Raw genomic sequence first — 19308 nt, 5'->3', positions numbered from 1 at the left:
CGGCGGCGCCTGAGTCACGCGTAGGCAGTGATCGAAGCTGAGAGGGTGTTTACAAATTCGTCGAGCGAAGGCAAGACAAGGCAAAATCGGTCGAAAAAGCGGAGTTTACATGGGGTAAATGAGCATTTTGAGACCGATTTTAACGCCGTATTGCCGAGCGCAGGCATTTTGTAAACACCCTCTTAGAGCGCCTTTCACAACCGCCAGACGACATGGGCTTATCCGGCGGCAGGGCGTCGCGAGGGCGCTGTGAACCCTTCCCTGGACGCTACCTTTGCCATCCCTGGCAAGGCCCCTCGCTTTGCCCTGCCTCCGGCGCCCATCGTCAGAGGGCTTGGAAATTGGCTCTTAGGTAATGACGCCGATCTGCCACGGCACGAACTCCTGCTGCCCGTAGCCGTGGCGTTCGCTCTGGCTGGGCTCGCCGGAGGCGAGGGTGAGCAGCCGCTGGAAGATCTCTTCGCCGAGGGTGTCGAGATCCGTCTCTCCATCCACCAGGGTGCCGCAGTTGATGTCCATGTCGTCACGCTGGCGCTGCCACAGGGTGCTGTTGGTGGCCAGCTTCAACGACGGCACCGGGGCGCAGCCGAAGGCGCTGCCGCGGCCCGTGGTGAACGCGATCAGGTTGCAACCGGAGGCGACCTGGCCGGTCACCGAGACCGGATCGAAGCCGGGGGAGTCCATGAACGCCAGCCCGCGTTCGCGCATCGGTTCGGCGTACTCCAGCACCTCGATCAGCGGTACCGTACCGGCCTTGGCCACTGCCCCCAGCGACTTCTCGAGAATCGTGGTCAGCCCGCCCGCCTTATTGCCGGCGGAAGGGTTGTTGTCCAGCGATGCGCCGCGCACGCGGCAGTAGGTTTCCCACCAGTGGATCCGCGCGATCAGCTTGTCGGCTACCGCCGGATTTATCGCGCGCCGCGTGAGCAGATGCTCGGCGCCGTAGATCTCGGGGGTCTCCGCGAGCACCGCGCTGCCGCCGTGGGCGATCAGGCGATCCACCGCCGCGCCCAAGGCCGGATTGGCGGTAATCCCGGAGTAGCCGTCAGAGCCGCCGCACTGCAGCGCCACCCGCAGATGCTCGGCGCCGCAGGGCACGCGCTCGACCTGGTTGGCTTCAGCGAGCAGCCCTTCGATGTGGTGGATACCCTCGGCGATGGCGCGGGTGGTGCCGCCGATCTGCTGGATGGTGTAAGGATAGAGACGTGGGCCCGGCTGCAGCCCCTGGGAGTCGATCAGCGCCTCGATCTGGTTGGTCTCGCAGCCGAGCCCGATCACCAGCACGGCGGCGAAATTGACGTGGCGGCGTAGCCGGCGAGGGTGCGCTGCAGCATGGCCAGCGCTTCGCCGTCGGCGGCCACCGCGCAGCCGACCCCATGGGTCAGCGCGACCACGCCGTCGACGTTGGGGTAGGGCGCCATCGCCTGCGGGTGCACGTCGCGGCGAAAGTGGTCGGCGATCGCGTGGGCCACGGTGGCCGAGCAGTTGACCGAGGTCAGAATGCCGATGTAATTGCGCGTCGCCACCCGCCCGTCAGGGCGCGGGATGCCCATGAAGGTCGCCGGTTCGGCAACCGGTGCCACCGGCCTCACTTCGCTGCCGATGGCGTAGTCCTTGGCCGCACCTTCGGCCCCGTCCTCGAGTTGGCCGATGCTCAGATTGTGCACATGAACGTGGTCGCCGGCGGCGATATCGGCAGTGGCGATGCCGATGATCTGGCCGTAGCGGCGGATCGTCTCGCCGACGCCGATAGGGCGCAGGGCGATCTTGTGCGCGGCGGGCACGGCCGTGCTCAGCACCACGCCCGGGCTCACCTCGGTGCCGGCCGGTAGCGGCTGGCGAGCGATGACGACGTCGTCACGCTCGTGCAGACGGATGACCGACGCCGGCGCGTCGCTGGCTTGCGCGATCAGAGCCATGGTCTTCTCCTCGTTATCGTGCCACTTTCGTCTATGCGACTCATGGCTAAAAGGCTTTTATGATCAGTTGCTTGGAATGTCCCGGTCTTGGACGAACCCTATCTCCGGGCTGCATTGAGCGCTACTGAGAGTTGCTGATCGTGGGATAACCTGTCCGCATTGGACCAACGTCTTATGGAGTGCGCCGCACGAATCCATCCACCCCTCGAGGTCGACCCGTGACCCCAACCCTGGACGAACTGATGTCGCGCCTGCGGCTACGCCAACTCAGGCTGCTGATGGCGCTGGACGAGTGCGGCTCGATACACAAGGCGGCGGAGCGAGTGGCGATCTCCCAGCCGGGCGCCACCCGTGCGCTCAGCGAGATCGAGGCGACCCTCGGCACCACGCTCTTCGTACGCAGTGCGCGCGGGTTGGAAGCGACCGACATGGGACGCTGCCTGGTGCGTTACGCGCGGTTGATCCAGACCGACGTGGCGCATCTGCGCGAGGAGATGATCGGTATTCAGCAGGGCTACGGCGGGCACCTGGCGGTGGGCGGGACCATGGGCGCGATCGCTACCCTGGTCGATGCCATCGCCCGGGTGCGTGCCGAGCAGCCGTCGCTGTCGCTGGAGCTCGTCGAGGACACCAGTGAGGGGCTGTTGCGTCTGCTCGACCAGGGGCGGCTGGACGTGGCGCTGTGCGCGCGCATTTCGGTCGCCAGCCGGCGGACTACCACCGCCAGGGCAGCTTTCCCGAGCCGCTGTGGGTGGTGGCCAACCCGCGCCATGCGCTGGCCGGTGTGGTGCAGCCTGACTTCACCCGGCTGGCCGCGCAGCCCTGGATCGTCTATCCGGTGAGCATGCCGCGCCTGCTCGAGCAGGAGTTCGTGGCGGCGGGGCTGGCGCAGCCGGTCAAGTCGCTCGAGATCTCCTCGACCTACGCCATCCTGGCGATGCTGGGGCGCGACGATGGGGTGCTGGCGCTGCTACCGGAGGGAATCGCCCGCGACCCGGTGGCGCGGGGTGAGATCGCGCGTATCGATTACCGCGTGCTGACCCAGAACCCGCCGTTCGAGCTGCTGTGGCGACGCGACCGTGCGCTGTCGCCGGCTGCCAGCCGTTTTATCGATTGCTATCGAGCCTGCGCGGTTTAGGGCGCAATGGAGAGGCGCGGATTAGAACGCCTTTCACAACCGCTAGACGACATGGGCTTATACGGCGGCAGGGTGGCTCGAGGGCGCTGTGAACCCCTCCCTGGGCGCTACTACTTTGCCATCCCTGGCAAAGGACCCTCGCTTTGCCCTGCCCCCGGACCCATTTTCAGAGGGTTTGGAAATGGGCTCTTGGGGCGTAATGGAGAGCGCGGCGTAGGGGATAGCGGCGTCAGTCCAGGTGAGCTGCGACGAGTGGCTGAAAGCTTGCGCGATGTTTTGTTTTTGTCTAGGTTTGTACAGGTTGGTGGCGCGCCTCTCCTGCCGACGCCGAGAGATGCCGCCCCGCAAGGACCAAGCCCCGGCTTCCATTCCGGGGCCCATCGCATGACGGGATTCCAATGAAAAAGCTCAATGCTGCTCTCTTCGCCGCCCTGCTGAGCCTGCCCGCCGCGGGCGCATTCTCCGAGAGCCGCGCCCCAGCGTCAGCCCGAGACCGGCTCGGCCAATACCCGTACTGGCGGTGCGACTACCAAGGCCGAAGGTGCGACTGCCTATGACAACTCTCAAGGCATCTGAATCGGAGAACAGTCTCCCGGACAACGACAATGCCCAGACCGGATCGGCCAACACCCAGCCCGGCAGCCTGAAAGCCGAAGGGCCGACTGCACAGGACCCACAGGCCGCCGAAGGCCCGATCACCGATACCATGGACAGCAACCATGGCGTCGACTCCGCGCAGGATGTCACGCCCAACCGTGATAAGCCTGGCCGTGGCGTCGTCTGACGCCGCGGCCAGCAGCGCCTGAGTGCTAGCGCAGAAAAGCCATCCGGCTCACGCCGGGTGGCTTTTTGCGTCATTGGAAAGTTTTGTCGGCGAAGGCAAGTGTGGGGGCGACCCGCACCAGGTTCACCACCAGCTCTCGCCGTCGCGTTCGCTGCGCAGCTTGTCACGGGCGATGAACAGCGCGGCGATGGCGCGAGCCTCGTGAAAATCCTCGCGCGCACAGCATACTCCGATATCTTCGATGGGAAACGCCTCCACTGTCAGCGGCTCCGGCTCGTCGCCGGCCAAGCGCTTGGGATAGAGATCGCTGGCCAGCATCACCTGCATACGGTGATCCATGTAGTTGGGCGCCAGTGACAGCTCGATCAATGGCTCGATGCGCCTGGCGCCCATGCCGCACTCCTCCATCAGCTCGCGGTTGGCGGCGGTCACGATGTCCTCGCCGGGGTCGACCACCCCTTGGGCAGGGTCAGTGCATAGTCGTCGAAACCGGCGGCATACTCGTGAATCAGCAGAACGTGATCCGGGTCCGGCATGGCGATGATCATCACCCGCCCTCGACCCTTGCCCTTGAGCCGTTCGAAGGTACGCTCGGCGCCGTTGGAGAAGCGCAGGTCGAGCGACTCGATGGCGAACAGCTGGCTGCTGGCCACCTCGCGGCGCGCCAGCACGCTGGGCTTGGCGGGGGGAGTCGGCGAAAAGTCGGTGGGCGCCATGCGGCCTCCAGGTAAAAGGGCAGGTACTCAGCGTACAATAATCAGTGCGGCACGCCTTGGAAACCCGTTACCGGCCGCGGCGCCGGCGGCCGGGGCGAGGGTTGAAGCGTGCCTGCGAGCCCCCACCTAAAGCAGCCGAGGTGAGAGAGCAATGACATCAACGGTTCGAATCGACAAGTGGCTATGGGCGGCGCGCTTCTTCAAGACGCGCCAGCTGGCGAAAAAGGCGATCGAGGGCGGCAAGATTCGCTACGATGGCCAGCGGGTCAAGACCAGCAAACAGGTAGAGCTCGGCGCGCGGCTCGAGGTCCCGCAGGGCTGGGACACCCTCGAGGTGACGGTCGAGGCGCTGTCGGATCAGCGTCGCGGCGCCCCCGAAGCGCAAAAGCTCTACTGCGAGACCGAGGCCAGCGTGGCGCGCCGCCAGCGCGAGGCCCAGCAGCGCAAGCTGGCCAACCAGGCCATGCAGCCCCCCATCAAGCGCCCCGACAAGCGCGAGCGGCGCAATATTCAGCGCTTCCAGCGCCAGCGCACCGAGGAGTGAGAAGGGCGGCGAACGCCTCTGCAATGGCCGCCGCCTCTTTGTGTTCCGGCTTCTTGTGTCCCGGCTTCTGCGTTCCCGGATGTCGATCTGTGTGGGTGCGCCGGTAAGGGGTTGCCGTGCAGCGTCGGCGGTCCTGTTCCGATTTCCGTTCTGGCGGGACCCGTCGCGGTCCCCGGCAAGAGATTTCAGCGATGAGTGATCAGATTCAGCGGTTTTTATTCGACGACACCAATGTGCGTGGCGAGATCGTCCAGCTACAGGCGGCCTACGCCGAGGTGTTGGCTCGTCACGATTACCCGCGGCGATTTCGCGCCAGCCTGGGCGAGCTGCTCAGCGCGGTGGCGCTGTTGACCGAGACGTCAAGCTCGATGGCACCGTGAGCCTCGAGGTGCGCGGGGTCAGGGCGTCGACGTGCTGATGGTGGAGTCCAACCCGGCGGTTGAGCTGCGCGGTATTGCACGTTTCGATGAAACACGCGAGTTCGACGCTGCCGCCAGCCTGCGCGAGCTGGTCGGCGAGGGGCAGATCGTGATCACCCTCGATCCCAAGGAGGGCCAGCGCTATCAGGGCATCGTGGCGCTCGAGCACGCGATCTGGCGGGCTGTCTCGAGGCCTATTTCAGCCAGTCCGAGCAGCTCGCTACACGCCTGTGGCTGAGCGCCGACGGTGAGCGCAGTGCGGGGCTACTCTGCAGCAGCTGCCCGATGACCACTCGAACAAGGATCCGGACGCCTGGGAGCGGGTGGTCCATTGGCCTCGACCATCACTGCCGACGAGCTGCTGGGCCTCGAGCGCCAGGAAGTGCTCTACCCCTGTTCCACGAGGAGACTACCCGAGTCTTTACGCCCAAGGCGCTGGCGTTCGGTTGCACCTGTTCGCGCGAGCGGGTAGCCAACGCCTTGCACACCCTGGGTGCCGATGAGCTGCGCAGATCCTCGAAACAGGAGCGCGCGGTGGAGACCCAGTGCCATTTTGTCATACCCGCTACCACTTCAGCGCCGCCGACGTCGAAGCGATCATCGAGTCGCCCCAGGCGCCGCCGCCCACCGTGCACTGATCCGCGGCTTAATGCTTACGATCAAAGGCCAATTGACCAGCGCCCGGGGCGATTTGCGCCCCGGGCGCTTTTTGCCATAATGGCGCTCTTTTTTTGCGCCCGCCGAGCGTTGAAGTCGCCAATCTCCGTGAGCAGCGTCGTTAACGTAGCGTGGTGAAGCGTGACTCCTGGTCCGACACGCCGGAGCAGAGCCACGCGCCACCGCAGTCGCGGGCATCTTGCCGTGAAACGTGACGACGAAGGCCTCAGAGCCAGGACTGATGATGATCACCCTCAAGCCCCCCGCCAGGCAGCCCAGGACACAACCTCCCCCCAGGCGCATATCGACCTCAGCGCAGCCGAGCTGGTCGAGTTTGCCCTGGCTCGCGGCGAGGGCGTGCTGGCGGACAACGGCGCGCTGGTCGTGGAGACCGGTGCGCGTACGGGGCGTTCGACCCTCGATCGCTTCATCGTCGACGAGCCCTCGACCTCGGCGATGATCGAGTGGGGAGCGGTCAACCGCCCGATCGGCGCTGAGGTTTCGACGCCCTGTGGGCACGTGTCGAGGCGTACCTGGGCGCGCGCGCGCGCTTCGTCTCGTCGCTGCATGTCGGCGCCGACCCGCAGCACTACCTGCCGGTGCACGTGGTGACCGAGCTGGCCTGGCAGGCGCTCTACTGCCGCAATCTGTTCGTGCGCCCCGCGGCCGACGTGGCCGAGACCCACGCGGCGGACAAGCCCGAGTGGACGCTGATGAGCGCACCCGGCTTCGTCTGCGAGCCGGGTCGCGACGGCACCCGCTCCGAGGCCACGGTGATGATCGACTTCGCCCAGCGCAAGGTACTGGTGGCGGGCATGCGCTACGCCGGCGAAATGAAGAAGGCGATGTTCTCGGTCCAGAACTTCCTGTTGCCGGCAGCGGATGTGCTGCCGATGCACTGCAGCGCCAACGTCGGTGAGGATGGCGAGACCACGCTGTTCTTCGGGCTCTCCGGCACCGGCAAGACGACCCTGTCCGCCGACCCCGAGCGCTATCTGATCGGTGACGACGAGCACGGCTGGGGCGAGGGCACGGTGTTCAACTTCGAAGGCGGCTGCTACGCCAAGACCATCGATCTGTCGCGTCAGAACGAGCCGATCATCTGGGATGCGATCCGCTTCGGCAGCGTGCTCGAAAACGTCAAGCTGGATGCGGCGCGGGTCCCCGATTACGCCGATGTCAGCCTGACCCAGAACGGGCGCGCCGCCTATCCGCTGGAGTTCGTCGACAAGCGGGTGCTGGCCAATCGCGCCGGCGAGCCCAGCGCCATCGTCTTCCTGACCTGTGACATGAGCGGCGTGCTGCCGCCGGTGTCGCTGCTCTCAGGAAGCCGCTGCTACCACTTCCTCTCCGGCTATACGGCCAAGGTTGGCTCCACCGAGATGGGCTCCACCAGCCAGCTCGAGGCGACTTTCTCGACCTGCTTCGGCGCGCCGTTCTTCCCGCGCCCGGCGTATGAGTACGCTGAGCTTTTGATCAAGCGTATCGAGGCCTTCGGCTCGCGTGTCTATCTGGTCAACACCGGCTGGAGCGGCGGTGCCTACGGTCAGGGCGGCAGCCGCTTCAGCATTCCCACCACTCGGGCGGTGATCGGCGCGATCCAGAGCGGTGCTTTGCGCGATGTCGATACGCGCCACATCGAGGGGCTCAACCTCGATGTGCCGGTGGCGGTAGCCGGCGTCGACGCCAAGCTGCTCGACCCCCGCGAGGCGTGGTCCGATGCGCCCGCCTACGAGGCCCAGATGAATGCGCTGATCGACAAGTTCACCCGTAACTTCGCCAAGTTCGATGGTGTCGATCCGGCGATCGTCGCGGCCGGCCCGCGCGCTATCTGAACTCACGCCGACGGCGCTCGGCGGTGAAGGCTCGTGAAGGGATGGCTGCGGCCATCCCTTTCGTGTGTCAGGGCATCCGCCCTGCGGCGCGCAGTAGGAGCCGCTGGCGGCGGTGTGCTACCTTGGCGCGATCTTTTCAGCCGTGATGTGATTCATGTCCAAGATGCAAACTGCAATCGTCTCCGCCATCGCCGAGGAACTCGGTGTCCGCCCGCAGCAGGTCGCCGCGGCCGTCGACCTGCTCGATGGCGGCGCCACGGTGCCGTTCGTGGCGCGCTATCGCAAGGAGGCCACCGGCGGCCTCGACGATGGCCAGCTGCGCACCCTGGAGGAGCGTCTGCGCTATCTGCGCGAGATGGAAGAGCGCCGCAGCGCCATCGTCCAGGCGATCGAGGAGCAGGGCCAGATGAGCCCCGAGTTGCTCGGCGAGCTGATGGCGGCGACCACCAAGCAGCGTCTGGAAGATCTTTATCTACCCTATCGCAAAAAGCGCCGCACCAAGGCGCAGATCGCCCGCGAAGCGGGGCTCGAGCCGCTGGCAGAGCGCCTGCTGGCCGAGCCCGGCCTGACCCCGGAAACCGAGGCGGCGGCCTATCTCGATAGCGCCACCGGTGAGTCGCGCGGTGTCGAGGATGCCAAGGCGGCGCTCGACGGCGCCAAGCAGATTCTGATGGAGCGCTTCAGCGAGGAGGCCGAGCTGGTCGGCCGCCTGCGCGAGCGGCTGTGGGAGGAGGGGCAACTGCGTGCGCGGGTGGTCAAGGGCAAGGAGCAGGAAGGGGCCAAGTTCTCCGACTACTTCGAGCACGACGAGGGGCTGGCCAAGACGCCGTCGCACCGCGCGCTGGCCATGTTCCGCGGGCGCAACGAGGGCGTGCTGGCGCTGACCCTGGTTATGCCGGGGGAAGACGAGGCGCCGATCCATCCGGCGGAGGTGGCGATCGCTCGCCATGTCGGTATCGATCTGGGGGCCGAGCTACCGGCCTCGCGCTGGCTGCGCGAAGTGGTGCGCTGGACCTGGCGGGTCAAGCTCTATACCCACCTCGAGACCGAGCTGATGGGGCGCCTGCGTGAGAGCGCCGAGCAGGAGGCGATCGAGGTGTTCGCCGCCAACCTCAAGGATCTGCTGCTGGCCTCGCCGGCCGGGCCCAAGGCGACGCTGGCCCTCGACCCCGGTCTGCGCACCGGCTGCAAGGTGGCGGTGGTGGATGCTACCGGGCGATTCCTTGAGCACGCTGTGGTCTATCCGCATGCGCCGCAGAAGCAGTGGGACGCGGCGCTGGCGACCCTCGCTCAGCTGGTCGAACGCCACGACGTGGCGCTGGTGGCGATCGGTAACGGCACCGCCAGCCGCGAGACCGACAAGCTGGCGGCCGAGCTGGTCAAGCGCGTGGCGCCGCGGCCGCTGGCCAAGGTGATGGTCAGCGAGGCCGGGGCCTCGGTCTACTCCGCGTCGGAGTTGGCGGCCAAGGAGTTTCCGGCGCTGGACGTCTCGATCCGCGGTGCGGTGTCGATCGCACGCCGGCTGCAGGACCCGCTGGCGGAACTGGTCAAGATCGACCCCAAGTCGATCGGGGTCGGCCAGTACCAGCACGATGTCTCTCAGCTGCGTCTGTCGCGCAGCCTGGAGGCGGTGGTCGAAGATTGCGTCAACGCCGTCGGCGTGGATCTCAACATGGCCTCCAGCGCGCTGCTGTCTCGGGTCTCGGGCTTGAGCCCGATGCTCGCCGAGAACATCGTCGCGCGGCGTGACCGCGAGGGCGCGTTCCGCAGCCGGCGCGAGCTGCTCGAGGTCGAGCGCCTGGGGCCCAAGACCTTCGAGCAGTGCGCCGGTTTCCTGCGCATCATGGGCGGTGACAACCCGCTGGATGCCAGCGCCGTGCACCCGGAGGCGTATCCGCTGGTGGCGCGTATCGCCGAGCGCAACGGGCGTCAGCTCGCCGGGCTGGTCGGCGACAGCCAGTATCTCAAGTCGCTCAAGCCGGCCGACTATGTCGACGATCACTTCGGGGTGCCGACGGTGATCGACATCCTCAAGGAGCTCGATAAGCCGGGGCGTGATCCGCGTCCCGAGTTCAAGGCGGCCAGCTTCCGCGAGGGGGTCGAGAAGCTCTCCGATCTCGAGCCGGGCATGCTGCTCGAGGGCGTGGTCACCAACGTCACCCACTTCGGCGCCTTCGTCGATGTCGGCGTGCACCAGGATGGTCTGGTGCATATCTCGGCGCTGGCCGAGAAGTTCGTCGAGGACCCGCGCCAGGTGGTCAAGGCCGGCGATATCGTCAAGGTCAAGGTGATGGAAGTGGACCTGCCGCGTCAGCGGATCGGACTATCGATGCGCCTCGCGACGAGCCCGGCGCCCAGCGCGAGCGCCAGCCCGGGGGCGGGCGCGGCGAGCAGCGCCAGCGAGGCAAGCCGCAGCGCAGCGGCCGGGGCGGCGGTCAGGGGCAGGGTCAGAATTCCAGCATGGGCGCGCTGGGCGAGGCGTTGCTGAAAGCGCAGAAGCGTCGCTGACGAAGTCGTTAGCCTTGAAAGCGCTATCGCCGACTCCATAATGGGGTTTTGCTCGCGACGTATCGCTGCCGGCGGCTATCGATGGCCGCCGGCAGCGGTGCACGGACAACGGGAGAGGCGTCTCTCCCCATCGGATGAAGGTGTTGCGCGTGTCTGATCAACTCGCCACGAACGTCGACCGGCTGATGACGCCGGCACGCAAAGGATTGCTTGGTCGTCTGCGGCGAGGCATCGAGAAAGAGGGGCTGCGGGTCGATGGCGAAGGCCGCATCGTGCCCACCCCGCATCCCTACGCGCTGGGCTCCAAGCTGACCCATCCGCATATCACCACCGACTATTCGGAAGCGCTGCTCGAGTACATCACCCCGGTCTACTGCCGGCCAGCGGATGCGCTGGCGTTTCTCGGCGACCTGCTGCGCTTCAGCTATCGCCATCTGGGGGAAGAGTGGATCTGGCCGGCGAGCATGCCGTCGAGACTTTCGGGCAACGAGAGCGTGCCGATCGCCGACTACGGCACCTCCAACGTCGGCACCATGAAGCACGTCTACCGCAAGGGGCTGGATCTGCGCTACGGCCGTATCATGCAGTCGATCGCCGGTATCCACTATAACGTCTCGCTGCCGGAGGATATCTGGCCGCTGCTGCAGTCGCTGGAGGGGCGTGAGGCGGAGTCGCCCAAAGGCTATCGTTCGGCGCGCTACTTCGACCTGATCCGCAACTTCCGCCGTAACAGCTGGCTGCTGCTCTATCTGTTCGGCGCCTCGCCGGCGCTGGATCGCAGTTTCCTCGGCGCCGCCGGGCTGGACGGGCGCTGCGACAAGCTGAAGCCGTGGCAGGGAGACGGCGAGACGCTCTACGCACCCTATGCCACCAGCCTGCGCATGTCCGATCTGGGCTACCAGAACAAGGTGCAGTCGCAGCTCAAGATCTGCTTCAACTCGCTCTCCAATTATGTCGGTACGCTGCGCCACGCGATCTCCACCGAGTGGCCGGACTACCAGCGGATGGGGGTCGAGGAGGGCGGCGAGTGGCACCAGCTGAGCGCCAGCATCCTGCAGATCGAGAACGAGTACTACAGCGATATCCGGCCCAAGCGGGTGGCGCGTCACGATGAGACGCCGACCCAGGCGCTGGAAGCGCGCGGGGTGGAGTACATCGAGGTGCGCTGTCTCGATCTCAACCCCTTTCTGCCGCTGGGCATCGACGAGCCCCAGATGCGCTTCATCGATACCTTCCTGCTCTGGTGTCTGCTCTCCGAGAGCCCGTGGATCCCCGACGAGGAGTGCGATCGTCTCGACGACAATCGGCGTCTGGTGGTCGAGCGCGGCCGCGATCCGGCGCTGCACCTGCAGGTGGGCGAGCGCCAGATACCGCTGGCCGAGCGGGGTCACGAGATCATCGCCGGGATGCGCCAGGTCGCCTCGTTGCTCGATACCATCGAGGGCTCGGAGTTGCACCTGGCTGCGGTCGAGTCGCTGGCGACCCGGCTCGACGACCCTGAGTCGACCCCCTCGGCGCGCATGCTGCGCGAGCTCGAGGCACACGGCGGTGAGTGGGCCGATTTCATGACCGATCTGGCCCGGCGCCAGGCCGAGGCGTGGCGGACCACGCCGATGGACGCAGCAAGGGCGTCGCTGTTCGACGAGCTGGTGGCGACCTCGCATCAGCAGCAGCACGATATCGAGGCGGAAGATCAGGTCTCGTTCGCCCAGTTCATCGCCGACTATTTTGCCCGCGCACGGGAACCGCGCCCGGCGGCGTGAGTCCATAAGGCCTGGCGCGCCCGGCGGGCGGCGGTGGGCGCGAGCAGGACCAATACCAAGGACATCGAGACTATGCAGATCAAGCAGTGGGCGGCGCAGGCTAGCGCACGGTGGTGCGGGCTGGGGCTGGCGATGTGCTGCCTGATGATGGCAGTGGCGCTCTATCTTCAGTATGGCGTGGGCCTGGAGCCGTGCCCGCTGTGCATCTTCCAGCGCGTGGCGGTGATCATTGCCGGCTGCGTCTTCCTGATCGGCCTTTTGCACAATCCGTGCCGTCGCGGCGCTATCGTCTACGGCGTGCTGGCGCTGCTGGCGGTGGCCGGGGGCATCATCGTCGCCGGGCGCCATGTCTGGCTGCAGACACTACCTCCGGATAGTGTGCCGAGTTGTGGACCTGGCTTAGACTACATGCTTGGTGCGCTACCGCTGTGGGATGTGATGTCTCGCGTGCTCTCAGGATCGGGCGAGTGCGCCGCGGTGGAAGGTGCGCTCTGGGGCGTGACGCTGCCGCAGTGGACACTGCTGGGCTTTGCGATCATGGCGCTGATACCGCTGGCGATGATTCTCACCCGGCTGCGGGGCAGCGCGGCGACGCAACCGGCGGCCGCGGCCTGAGCGTAGACCGCCACGGCCAGACGCGCCGATCATGCCAGGCGCAGATAGGGCCAACGGATATTCGTGAGACACCGCACCAGGAGAAAACACATGCTGGAGCACTGCAAGACGGCACAGGAGCGCTGGGGTGGGGTCCATTCGCTGATCGATCGCTGGCTCGAGCAGCGCTACGACATGCTGGTGACCCTGGTCGACCTGCGCGAGGTGTGCGAGAGCGACCTCAGCGCGGTCACCAAGGCGCGCATCGATGCCTTCAGCGAAGCGCTGATGGATTACATCAGTGCCGGCCACTTCGAGATCTACCCGCAGTTGCGCGAGGAGGCGAAGGCCTTCGACGACCGCGAGGCGCTGGCGCTGGCCGATGACCTGCTGGAACGGGTCGAGAGTTCGACCCAACTGGTTCTCGATTTCGACAACGATTACGCCACCCCCGCGCGCTGCCAGCACCATACCGCACGCCTGCCAGCGTGGCTGGAGCGCCTCGGTGCGGGGCTGGTGAATCGTTTCGGGCTCGAGGATCAACTGATCAGCCGGGTTCATGCGGTGCACGCGCCGGCCACTGACAAGACAGACCCTCACCAGGCGCACCCCGTCTCCTCCTGAGTCGCGCCATCGCCCTCGCAGCCTGCCACACGCCCGCGGCGTGTGGCGCCTCCACGCCTTGGTGCCTACCGGTGGACGGTTTTCACGGCCGTCTCTCTCCTCCGGCGCTCCGGCATCTCTTGCCGCTCTTGCTCTCCGGCCCCATACCGTTGATGAATCACGGAACGCGGCGCCGATGTGCGCCGGTTCGACGGTCTCAGTCGCGCAGTGTGATCACGCGCCAGCCTTGCTCCTCGGCGAGGCGACGCAGAGCGTCATCGGGGTCGACCGCCACCGGATTGGGGACCTTCTCGAGCAGGAAGCGATCATTGATCGAGTCGCTGTAGAACCAGGCGTCATCCAGAGTCAGTGCGGCTTGGCTCTCCAGCCACTGCTCGAGCCGTATCACCTTGCCCTCACGATAGCTGGGGACGCCGGCCACGCGGCCGGTGTAACGCTTGCCGTCGCGTTCGGGCTCGATCGCGATCAGATCGTCGACGCCCAGACGCCGGGCGATGGGCCGGTGATGAAGCGGTTGGTGGCAGTGATGATCAGCAGATGGTCGCCGCGCTGGCGGTGCCAGGCGAGCAGCTCCTCGGCTTGCGGCAGCAGCACGTGGGGTTCGATCTTGCAGGCCATGAACTGCTGGTGCCAGGCGTTGAGCTGCTCCTCGCTGTGGCGGGTCAGCGGTTCTAGCGCCATCGCCAGGTAGGCCAGGATATCGAGCTGACCCGCTTGATAGTCCCGCAGGTACTGATCGTTGGCCTGGCGGTAGGCGTCGCCGTCGACCGCGCCCTGCTCGATGAGAAACTCGCCCCAGGCGTGGTCGCTGTCGCAGCTGATCAAGGTGTTGTCGAGATCGAAAATGGCCAGACTCAAGGTTGGCTCCCGGTAAGTCGCGATGGTGTGGCGATGGAATGGTGGTCGGGTCGCGATGGCGACGCCGGGCAGTATCGCAAACTCCTCCGCGCTTGCCCATGCCGGGCGCGGGCGCGGGGGCGCCGTTGGCGGTCGGTGCCAGGACGCTGGCCAGGGCTTTTGCCCGGTAAGCTTATTGATGCGCTTTCTCGCTTTGTGGAAGAATGGTTTCAACGACAATTGAGTTAAGGTGAACTCCGTGATAGACGCCGATGGCTTTCGGCCGAACGTTGGCATCATCATTGCCAACTGTGACGGCCAACTGCTCTGGGCGCGTCGGGCGGGTCAGGAAGCGTGGCAATTTCCGCAAGGCGGTATCAAGGCCCATGAGTCACCGCAACAGGCACTCTTCCGCGAACTGGAGGAGGAGATTGGGTTGAAGGCCCATGATGTCGATGTGGTGGCCTGTACGCGAGGATGGCTACGTTACCGGCTCCCACGGCGCATGGTGCGAACGCACTCGAAACCGCTGTGCATCGGCCAGAAGCAGAAGTGGTTTTTGCTGAAGATCCGCTGCCATGACAGCCGAGTCTGCGTCGATAGCACGCCCAAACCGGAATTCGACGGCTGGCGCTGGGTCAGTTACTGGTATCCTCTAGGTCAGGTGGTCTCGTTCAAGCGCGAGGTCTACCGCCGCGCCCTGCGTGAACTGGCACCGGACTTTCACCGTCTGGCGCTGGAGGAGGTGACCTGAGAGGCGAGGTGAACTGAACGGAAGTGACCTGAAAGGGCAACCCGCACCACTGGGCCAGCCCGCGCGAACACCATGGCGGCCCGGCGCTAGCGGGCCGCCCCGATGCCACCACGAGGATCGCCTCGCAGACAAGAAAAAGGCCCATGCTCGATACCCTTCGCCGCATCGTTCAGGAAGTCAACGGCGCCCGCAGCCTGGATGCCGCGCTCGCCACCATGGTGCGGCGCATCCGCAAGGCGATGCGCACCGACGTCTGCTCGGTCTACCTGTTCGATCGCGAGCGCGAAAGACTGGTGCTGATGGATACCATCGGCCTGCGCACCCAGGCAGTGGGCGTGGTGGCGCTTGGCCTGGGCGAGGGGCTGGTAGGGCTGGTGGGTCAGCGCGAGGAGCCGCTCAACCTTGAGGACGCCCCGGCGCATCCGCACTTTCGCTACTTCGCCGAGACCGGCGAGGAGCGCTTCTCCAGCTTCCTCGGGGTGCCGATCATCCACCAGCGCCGCATGCTCGGCGTGCTGGTGGTGCAGCAGCAAGAGAAGCGTCGCTTCGACGAGGGGGATGAGGCCTTCCTGGTGACCATGGCGGCGCAGCTCGCCGGGGTGCTGGCGCATGCGCTGGTCTCCGGCGCGCTCAATCGCCGCGCCGAGCCCGATGGCCAGGCGATGTTCTCCGGGGCGCCGGGCTCACCGGGCATGGCGATCGGCGAGATCGTGGTGATCGCCCCGCCGGCCGATCTCGATAGCGTCCCCGACCTAATTCCCACCGACCCGGAGGCCGAAGTCGCCCATCTGCAGGCGGCGATCGCTCATGTGCGCGAGGAGATTCGCGAAGCCGGGGCGCGTCTGGCCAGCCGCATTTCGGCCCAGGAGCTGGCGCTGTTCGATGTCTATCAGCAGATGCTGGGCGACGCGGCGCTGGGGAACGAGGTCGAGAAGCGCATCCGCGAGGGGCAGTGGGCCCCGGGGGCACTGGCCGACGTGGTCCGACGCCATACCCAGTATCTGGAGCGGGTCGACGATGGCTACCTGCGCGAGCGTGCCGCCGATATCCGCGATCTGGGCCGGCGGGTGCTCGCGCATCTGCAGGAGGGTAGCGAGCGCACCGCTTCCACCTATCCCGAGAACACCATTCTGGTCGGCGACGAGATCAGTGCCGCGACGCTGGGCGAGGTACCCAAGGATCGCCTGGCGGCGCTGGTGTCGGTGCGCGGTTCGAGTAACTCCCACGTAGCGATCCTGGCGCGGGCCATGGGCATTCCCACGGTGCTGGGGATGGTCGATCTGCCGCTGCCGCGGATCAACGGGGCCAAGGCAATTCTCGACGGTCACCGTGGGCGCCTCTTCGTGCGGCCCGATCCCCAGTTGGCGCAGCGCTACGCGCGGCTGATCAAGGAGGAGCGGGCGCTCGCCGAAGTGCTCGAGCACGAGCAGCACCTGCCCAGCCAGACACCGGACGGCCACGCCATGCCGCTGCTGGTCAATACCGGGCTCGCGGTGGATGCGGTGGCGCAGCTCAAGTCGCGGGTCAGCGGCGTCGGGCTTTACCGCACCGAAGTCCCGTTCATGATGAACGAGCGCTTCCCCAGCGAGCAGGAACAGACCCGTCTCTACCACGAGCAGCTGTCGAGCTTCGCGCCGCTGCCGGTGGTGATGCGCACCCTCGATATCGGCGGTGACAAGGATCTGCCCTACTTCCCGATCAACGAGGCCAACCCCTTTCTCGGCTGGCGCGGTATCCGGGTGACGCTGGATCACCCGGAAGTACTGATGGTGCAGCTGCGCGCCATGCTGATGGCCTCGCGCGGGCTCGACAATCTGCGCATCCTGCTGCCGATGATCACCAGTGTCGACGAAGTGGATACGGCGCTGCGCCTGCTGTCGCGGGCGCGTCAGGAGCTTGCCGAGGATGGTATCGAGGTGGCCTCGCCCAAGGTCGGGGTGATGATCGAAGTGCCGGCGACGCTCTATCAGCTCCCCGCGCTGGCTGAGCGGGTCGACTTCTTCTCCATCGGCAGCAATGACCTGACCCAGTATCTGCTGGCGGTGGACCGCAATAATTCGCGCGTCGCCAGTCTCTACGATGCCTGCCATCCGGCGGTGCTCAATGCGCTGTCACGGCTCGCCGCGGAGAGTCAGGCCCTCGAGGTACCAGCCTCAGTGTGCGGCGAGCTGGCGGGAGATCCCGCCGGGGCGCTGCTGCTGATGGGCATGGGCTTCGACGCGCTGTCGATGAACGCGCCGAGCCTGCCGCGGGTTCGTGCCGCCATCCGTCGGGTCGGGCTCGAAGACGCCAAGGCATTGGTGCAGGAGACGCTGGGCCTGCCGACCACTGCGGCGGTGCGCGCTCACCTGCGCCAGCGGCTCTCCGACTGGCAGATCGCACATCTGCTGCCGCCCCAGGATTGAGGAGTCTTCGCGCCAGAGTCTGCGGCTAGGCTGACACTGATTCGCTCACGCACTCTCCCGCCGGCACGCCCATGCCAGCGTAGCGTTGCTCCGTCAGCGTGATGACACCGGCCGCCGCGCTCACCAGGGTGGTGGCGCGGGTGCCGTAGGTCTCCCCTAGGATGAAGATCGGTGACAGCCGTTGCTCGGTCGCCAGGCCGACGCCGGTATCGGGCAGCTTGGCGTCGGCGGTGGGGCGGGTGTCATGCATGGCCTGCCACATCGAGTTCTGCCAATCGCCGTCGGCGAGGGCCTGTCGCAGGGCCTCCCGCGCTCGCACCAGCTTGGGCCAGGGAGTATTCAGCGCGGCGTTGGAAAGCCCATGCAGGCCGGGCGCGACTTCGTCGAGGGTGGTTGCGTCGCGGCCATGGTGGAGCACCCAGAGCCGATCACCTTCGCGCAGCAGGAGGTTGAAACCGGCATAGCGCTGGGCGCCAGCGCTCGCCAGGTCCTGAAGCCAGCGCTGCGGCTCGCCCGCTTGTAGGGCTGCGGTCACCAGCGCCCCGCGGCTGGGCGCATCAGCGGGCGTCGCCATGTGAGCATCGCGGACGTTGGTCAGGGCGGCGAAGCGCCCGCCGGGGGCGGCGGCCAGCCAGGTGCCGCCGCCCTCGAGATCGCGGCCGCCGAGCAGTGGCGCATCCTGCCAGCGGTGCAGGGCGGCGCTGGGGCGGGCGTGGAACTCGTCGCGGTTGGCGGCGAGACGCAGCGGCTGCTCACTATCCGGCTGCCAGTCGAAGACGATCAGACACATGGTGTGACTCCAGCAGCGTGGATGGTGCCAGGGGCAGCCCTGACAGCGGCAGCCATGACAGCGACAAACTGGCAGCGTACCATGAGCAGGCTATTTACTTCCCGCCCCCGGATGTCACACCCAAGGATAACCCGCATGTTTCCAGACCCCGCGCTGGCAGCGCTTCCCGGCGAGATAACCCATTCAATGTCTGACTGTGGGGTAGAAAGATGCTGACGGCCATCCTCATCTACCTGCTGGTGGGTGCCATCGCCGGGCTGCTGGCGGGTGTCTTCGGTATCGGTGGCGGTATCGTGATGGTGCCGGCGCTGGTCTTCGCCTTTCTCGCCCAGCAGGTCGATCCGGCGGTGACCGCCCATCTGGCGGTGGGGACGTCGCTGGCGACCATCGTCGTTACCGGCGCCTCTTCGGCCTGGGGGCACTGGCGCCGGGGCAGCGTGCGCCGCGACTGGCTGCGGCTGATGATTCCAGGGCTGCTGGTAGGCGGTATCCTCGGCGTGCTGCTGGCCTCCGCGCTGCCCGGTGCAGCGCTGACGCGGCTGTTCGGTGCCTTTGCTCTGGTGATGGCACTGAAGATGCTGCTGTCGCGTCCGCCGGCCACTCAGGGACGCACCCCACAGCGCTGGCCGATGGTCGCGGCGGGCGCGGTGATCGGCGGTGTCTCGACGCTGTTCGGCGTTGGTGGCGGGGTGATGTCGGTGCCTTGGCTGTCGCGTTTCACCCAGCGCATGACCGAGGCGGTGGGTACCTCCGCTGCCATCGGCCTGCCGATCGCGCTGATCGGTACCGTGACCAATGTCGTGGTGGGCTGGGGCGAGGCCGGGCTGCCGAGCGGGGCGACCGGTTTCGTGATGTGGCCGGCGTTTCTCGGCCTGATGGTGACCAGCGTGCCGATGGCCCGAGTGGGGGTGAAAGTCGCCCATGCATTGCCTGCCAAGGTGCTGCGACGTATCTTTGCCCTCCTGCTGATCGTGGTCGGATTCAAGCTGATGCTGGGTTGACCGACGATCCCGACCCCTGC

Annotated in this window: 13 protein-coding genes and 6 pseudogenes; 15 read left to right on the top strand and 4 right to left on the bottom strand. The window is 66.5% G+C overall.

Annotation, left to right across the window (positions count from 1 at the left end; genetic code table 11):
• Window positions 1–351: 351 nt before the first annotated feature.
• Window positions 352–1799, bottom strand: a pseudogene (locus CN538_RS01720) (UxaA family hydrolase); the annotation flags it as partial.
• A 338-nt stretch (window positions 1800–2137) separates the two neighbouring features.
• Between CN538_RS01720 and CN538_RS23940 the strand changes: the two are divergent.
• The 3 genes from CN538_RS23940 (at window position 2138) to CN538_RS01710 (ending at window position 3841) form a co-directional block, all read left to right on the top strand.
• Window positions 2138–2761 carry a LysR family transcriptional regulator gene (locus CN538_RS23940; RefSeq protein ID WP_207233592.1) on the top strand — a complete coding sequence of 208 codons (624 nt, stop codon included), beginning with the start codon at window positions 2138–2140 and terminating at the stop codon, window positions 2759–2761.
• Window positions 2671–3057: a LysR substrate-binding domain-containing protein gene (locus CN538_RS23935; RefSeq protein WP_340638220.1), complete on the top strand. Its 387-nt coding sequence runs from the start codon at window positions 2671–2673 to the stop codon at window positions 3055–3057. Before CN538_RS23940 ends, CN538_RS23935 begins: the two co-directional genes overlap by 91 nt.
• 553 nt (window positions 3058–3610) lie before the next feature.
• Complete coding sequence (locus CN538_RS01710) at window positions 3611–3841, top strand: hypothetical protein (RefSeq protein ID WP_106418352.1); 231 nt, start codon at window positions 3611–3613, stop codon at window positions 3839–3841.
• A gap of 123 nt (window positions 3842–3964) precedes the next feature.
• On the opposite strand, the pseudogene nudE reads toward CN538_RS01710, so the two are convergent.
• A pseudogene (gene nudE / locus CN538_RS01705) lies at window positions 3965–4557 on the bottom strand (ADP compounds hydrolase NudE).
• A gap of 151 nt (window positions 4558–4708) precedes the next feature.
• On the opposite strand from nudE, the gene CN538_RS01700 reads away from it, so the two are divergent.
• From CN538_RS01700 to rsd, 9 genes and pseudogenes are all read left to right on the top strand, one after another.
• A complete protein-coding gene (locus CN538_RS01700) occupies window positions 4709–5101 on the top strand; it encodes an RNA-binding S4 domain-containing protein (RefSeq protein ID WP_106418351.1) in 393 nt (130 codons plus the stop codon).
• A gap of 191 nt (window positions 5102–5292) precedes the next feature.
• Window positions 5293–5481 (top strand): Hsp33 family molecular chaperone HslO, encoded by a 189-nt coding sequence (locus CN538_RS25845; protein WP_422917537.1) that lies wholly within the window; start codon window positions 5293–5295, stop codon window positions 5479–5481.
• Between the two features lie 37 nt (window positions 5482–5518).
• The gene (locus tag CN538_RS25840; protein WP_422917598.1) at window positions 5519–5758 is read left to right on the top strand and encodes an Hsp33 family molecular chaperone HslO; all 240 of its coding nucleotides are present in this window, start codon (window positions 5519–5521) and stop codon (window positions 5756–5758) included.
• Window positions 5695–6015, top strand: a pseudogene (locus tag CN538_RS25835) (Hsp33 family molecular chaperone HslO); the annotation flags it as partial. The gene CN538_RS25840 and the pseudogene CN538_RS25835, both read left to right, overlap by 64 nt.
• A 465-nt stretch (window positions 6016–6480) precedes the next feature.
• Window positions 6481–8012, top strand: a pseudogene (locus CN538_RS01690) (phosphoenolpyruvate carboxykinase).
• A 163-nt stretch (window positions 8013–8175) separates the two neighbouring features.
• A pseudogene (locus tag CN538_RS01685) lies at window positions 8176–10520 on the top strand (Tex family protein).
• 134 nt (window positions 10521–10654) lie between these two features.
• Window positions 10655–12283, top strand: a complete 1629-nt coding sequence (gene gshA, locus CN538_RS01680; protein ID WP_106418350.1) for a glutamate--cysteine ligase — start codon at window positions 10655–10657, stop codon at window positions 12281–12283.
• Window positions 12284–12355: 72 nt separating this feature from the next.
• Window positions 12356–12898, top strand: coding sequence for a disulfide bond formation protein B (locus tag CN538_RS01675; RefSeq protein WP_106418349.1), 543 nt, complete (start codon window positions 12356–12358; stop codon window positions 12896–12898).
• A gap of 90 nt (window positions 12899–12988) precedes the next feature.
• Window positions 12989–13501, top strand: coding sequence for a sigma D regulator (gene rsd / locus CN538_RS01670; protein ID WP_106418348.1), 513 nt, complete (start codon window positions 12989–12991; stop codon window positions 13499–13501).
• 196 nt (window positions 13502–13697) lie between these two features.
• On the opposite strand, the pseudogene CN538_RS01665 reads toward rsd, so the two are convergent.
• Window positions 13698–14359, bottom strand: a pseudogene (locus tag CN538_RS01665) (histidinol-phosphatase).
• 238 nt (window positions 14360–14597) lie between these two features.
• Between CN538_RS01665 and CN538_RS01660 the strand changes: the two are divergent.
• Window positions 14598–15092, top strand: a complete 495-nt coding sequence (locus tag CN538_RS01660; protein ID WP_106420521.1) for an RNA pyrophosphohydrolase — start codon at window positions 14598–14600, stop codon at window positions 15090–15092.
• Window positions 15093–15235: 143 nt separating this feature from the next.
• Window positions 15236–17497: a phosphoenolpyruvate--protein phosphotransferase gene (gene ptsP / locus CN538_RS01655; RefSeq protein ID WP_106418347.1), complete on the top strand. Its 2262-nt coding sequence runs from the start codon at window positions 15236–15238 to the stop codon at window positions 17495–17497.
• A 25-nt stretch (window positions 17498–17522) separates the two neighbouring features.
• Here ptsP and CN538_RS01650 read toward each other — a convergent pair whose 3' ends face one another.
• Window positions 17523–18287, bottom strand: a complete 765-nt coding sequence (locus CN538_RS01650; RefSeq protein WP_106418346.1) for an NRDE family protein — start codon at window positions 18285–18287, stop codon at window positions 17523–17525.
• A gap of 209 nt (window positions 18288–18496) precedes the next feature.
• Between CN538_RS01650 and CN538_RS01645 the strand changes: the two genes are divergently transcribed.
• A complete protein-coding gene (locus CN538_RS01645) occupies window positions 18497–19288 on the top strand; it encodes a sulfite exporter TauE/SafE family protein (protein ID WP_106418345.1) in 792 nt (263 codons plus the stop codon).
• Window positions 19289–19308 lie beyond the last annotated feature (20 nt).

Source organism: Salinicola tamaricis (genome assembly GCF_003006155.1).
Taxonomy (GTDB): Bacteria; Pseudomonadota; Gammaproteobacteria; order Pseudomonadales; family Halomonadaceae; genus Salinicola; species Salinicola tamaricis.
This window is presented reverse-complemented; position numbering and strand designations above follow the sequence as displayed.

Excerpts from the sequence above, each read along its gene's own strand:
- CN538_RS01710 (WP_106418352.1), top strand. The coding sequence starts at position 3,611 with ATGACAACTCTCAAGGCATCTGAATCGGAGAACAGTCTCCCGGACAAC.
- CN538_RS01700 (WP_106418351.1), top strand. The coding sequence starts at position 4,709 with ATGACATCAACGGTTCGAATCGACAAGTGGCTATGGGCGGCGCGCTTC.
- CN538_RS25845 (WP_422917537.1), top strand. The coding sequence starts at position 5,293 with ATGAGTGATCAGATTCAGCGGTTTTTATTCGACGACACCAATGTGCGT.
- CN538_RS25840 (WP_422917598.1), top strand. The coding sequence starts at position 5,519 with ATGGTGGAGTCCAACCCGGCGGTTGAGCTGCGCGGTATTGCACGTTTC.
- gshA (WP_106418350.1), top strand. The coding sequence starts at position 10,655 with ATGAAGGTGTTGCGCGTGTCTGATCAACTCGCCACGAACGTCGACCGG.
- CN538_RS01675 (WP_106418349.1), top strand. The coding sequence starts at position 12,356 with ATGCAGATCAAGCAGTGGGCGGCGCAGGCTAGCGCACGGTGGTGCGGG.
- rsd (WP_106418348.1), top strand. The coding sequence starts at position 12,989 with ATGCTGGAGCACTGCAAGACGGCACAGGAGCGCTGGGGTGGGGTCCAT.
- ptsP (WP_106418347.1), top strand. The coding sequence starts at position 15,236 with ATGCTCGATACCCTTCGCCGCATCGTTCAGGAAGTCAACGGCGCCCGC.
- CN538_RS01650 (WP_106418346.1), bottom strand. The coding sequence starts at position 18,287 with ATGTGTCTGATCGTCTTCGACTGGCAGCCGGATAGTGAGCAGCCGCTG.
- CN538_RS01645 (WP_106418345.1), top strand. The coding sequence starts at position 18,497 with ATGCTGACGGCCATCCTCATCTACCTGCTGGTGGGTGCCATCGCCGGG.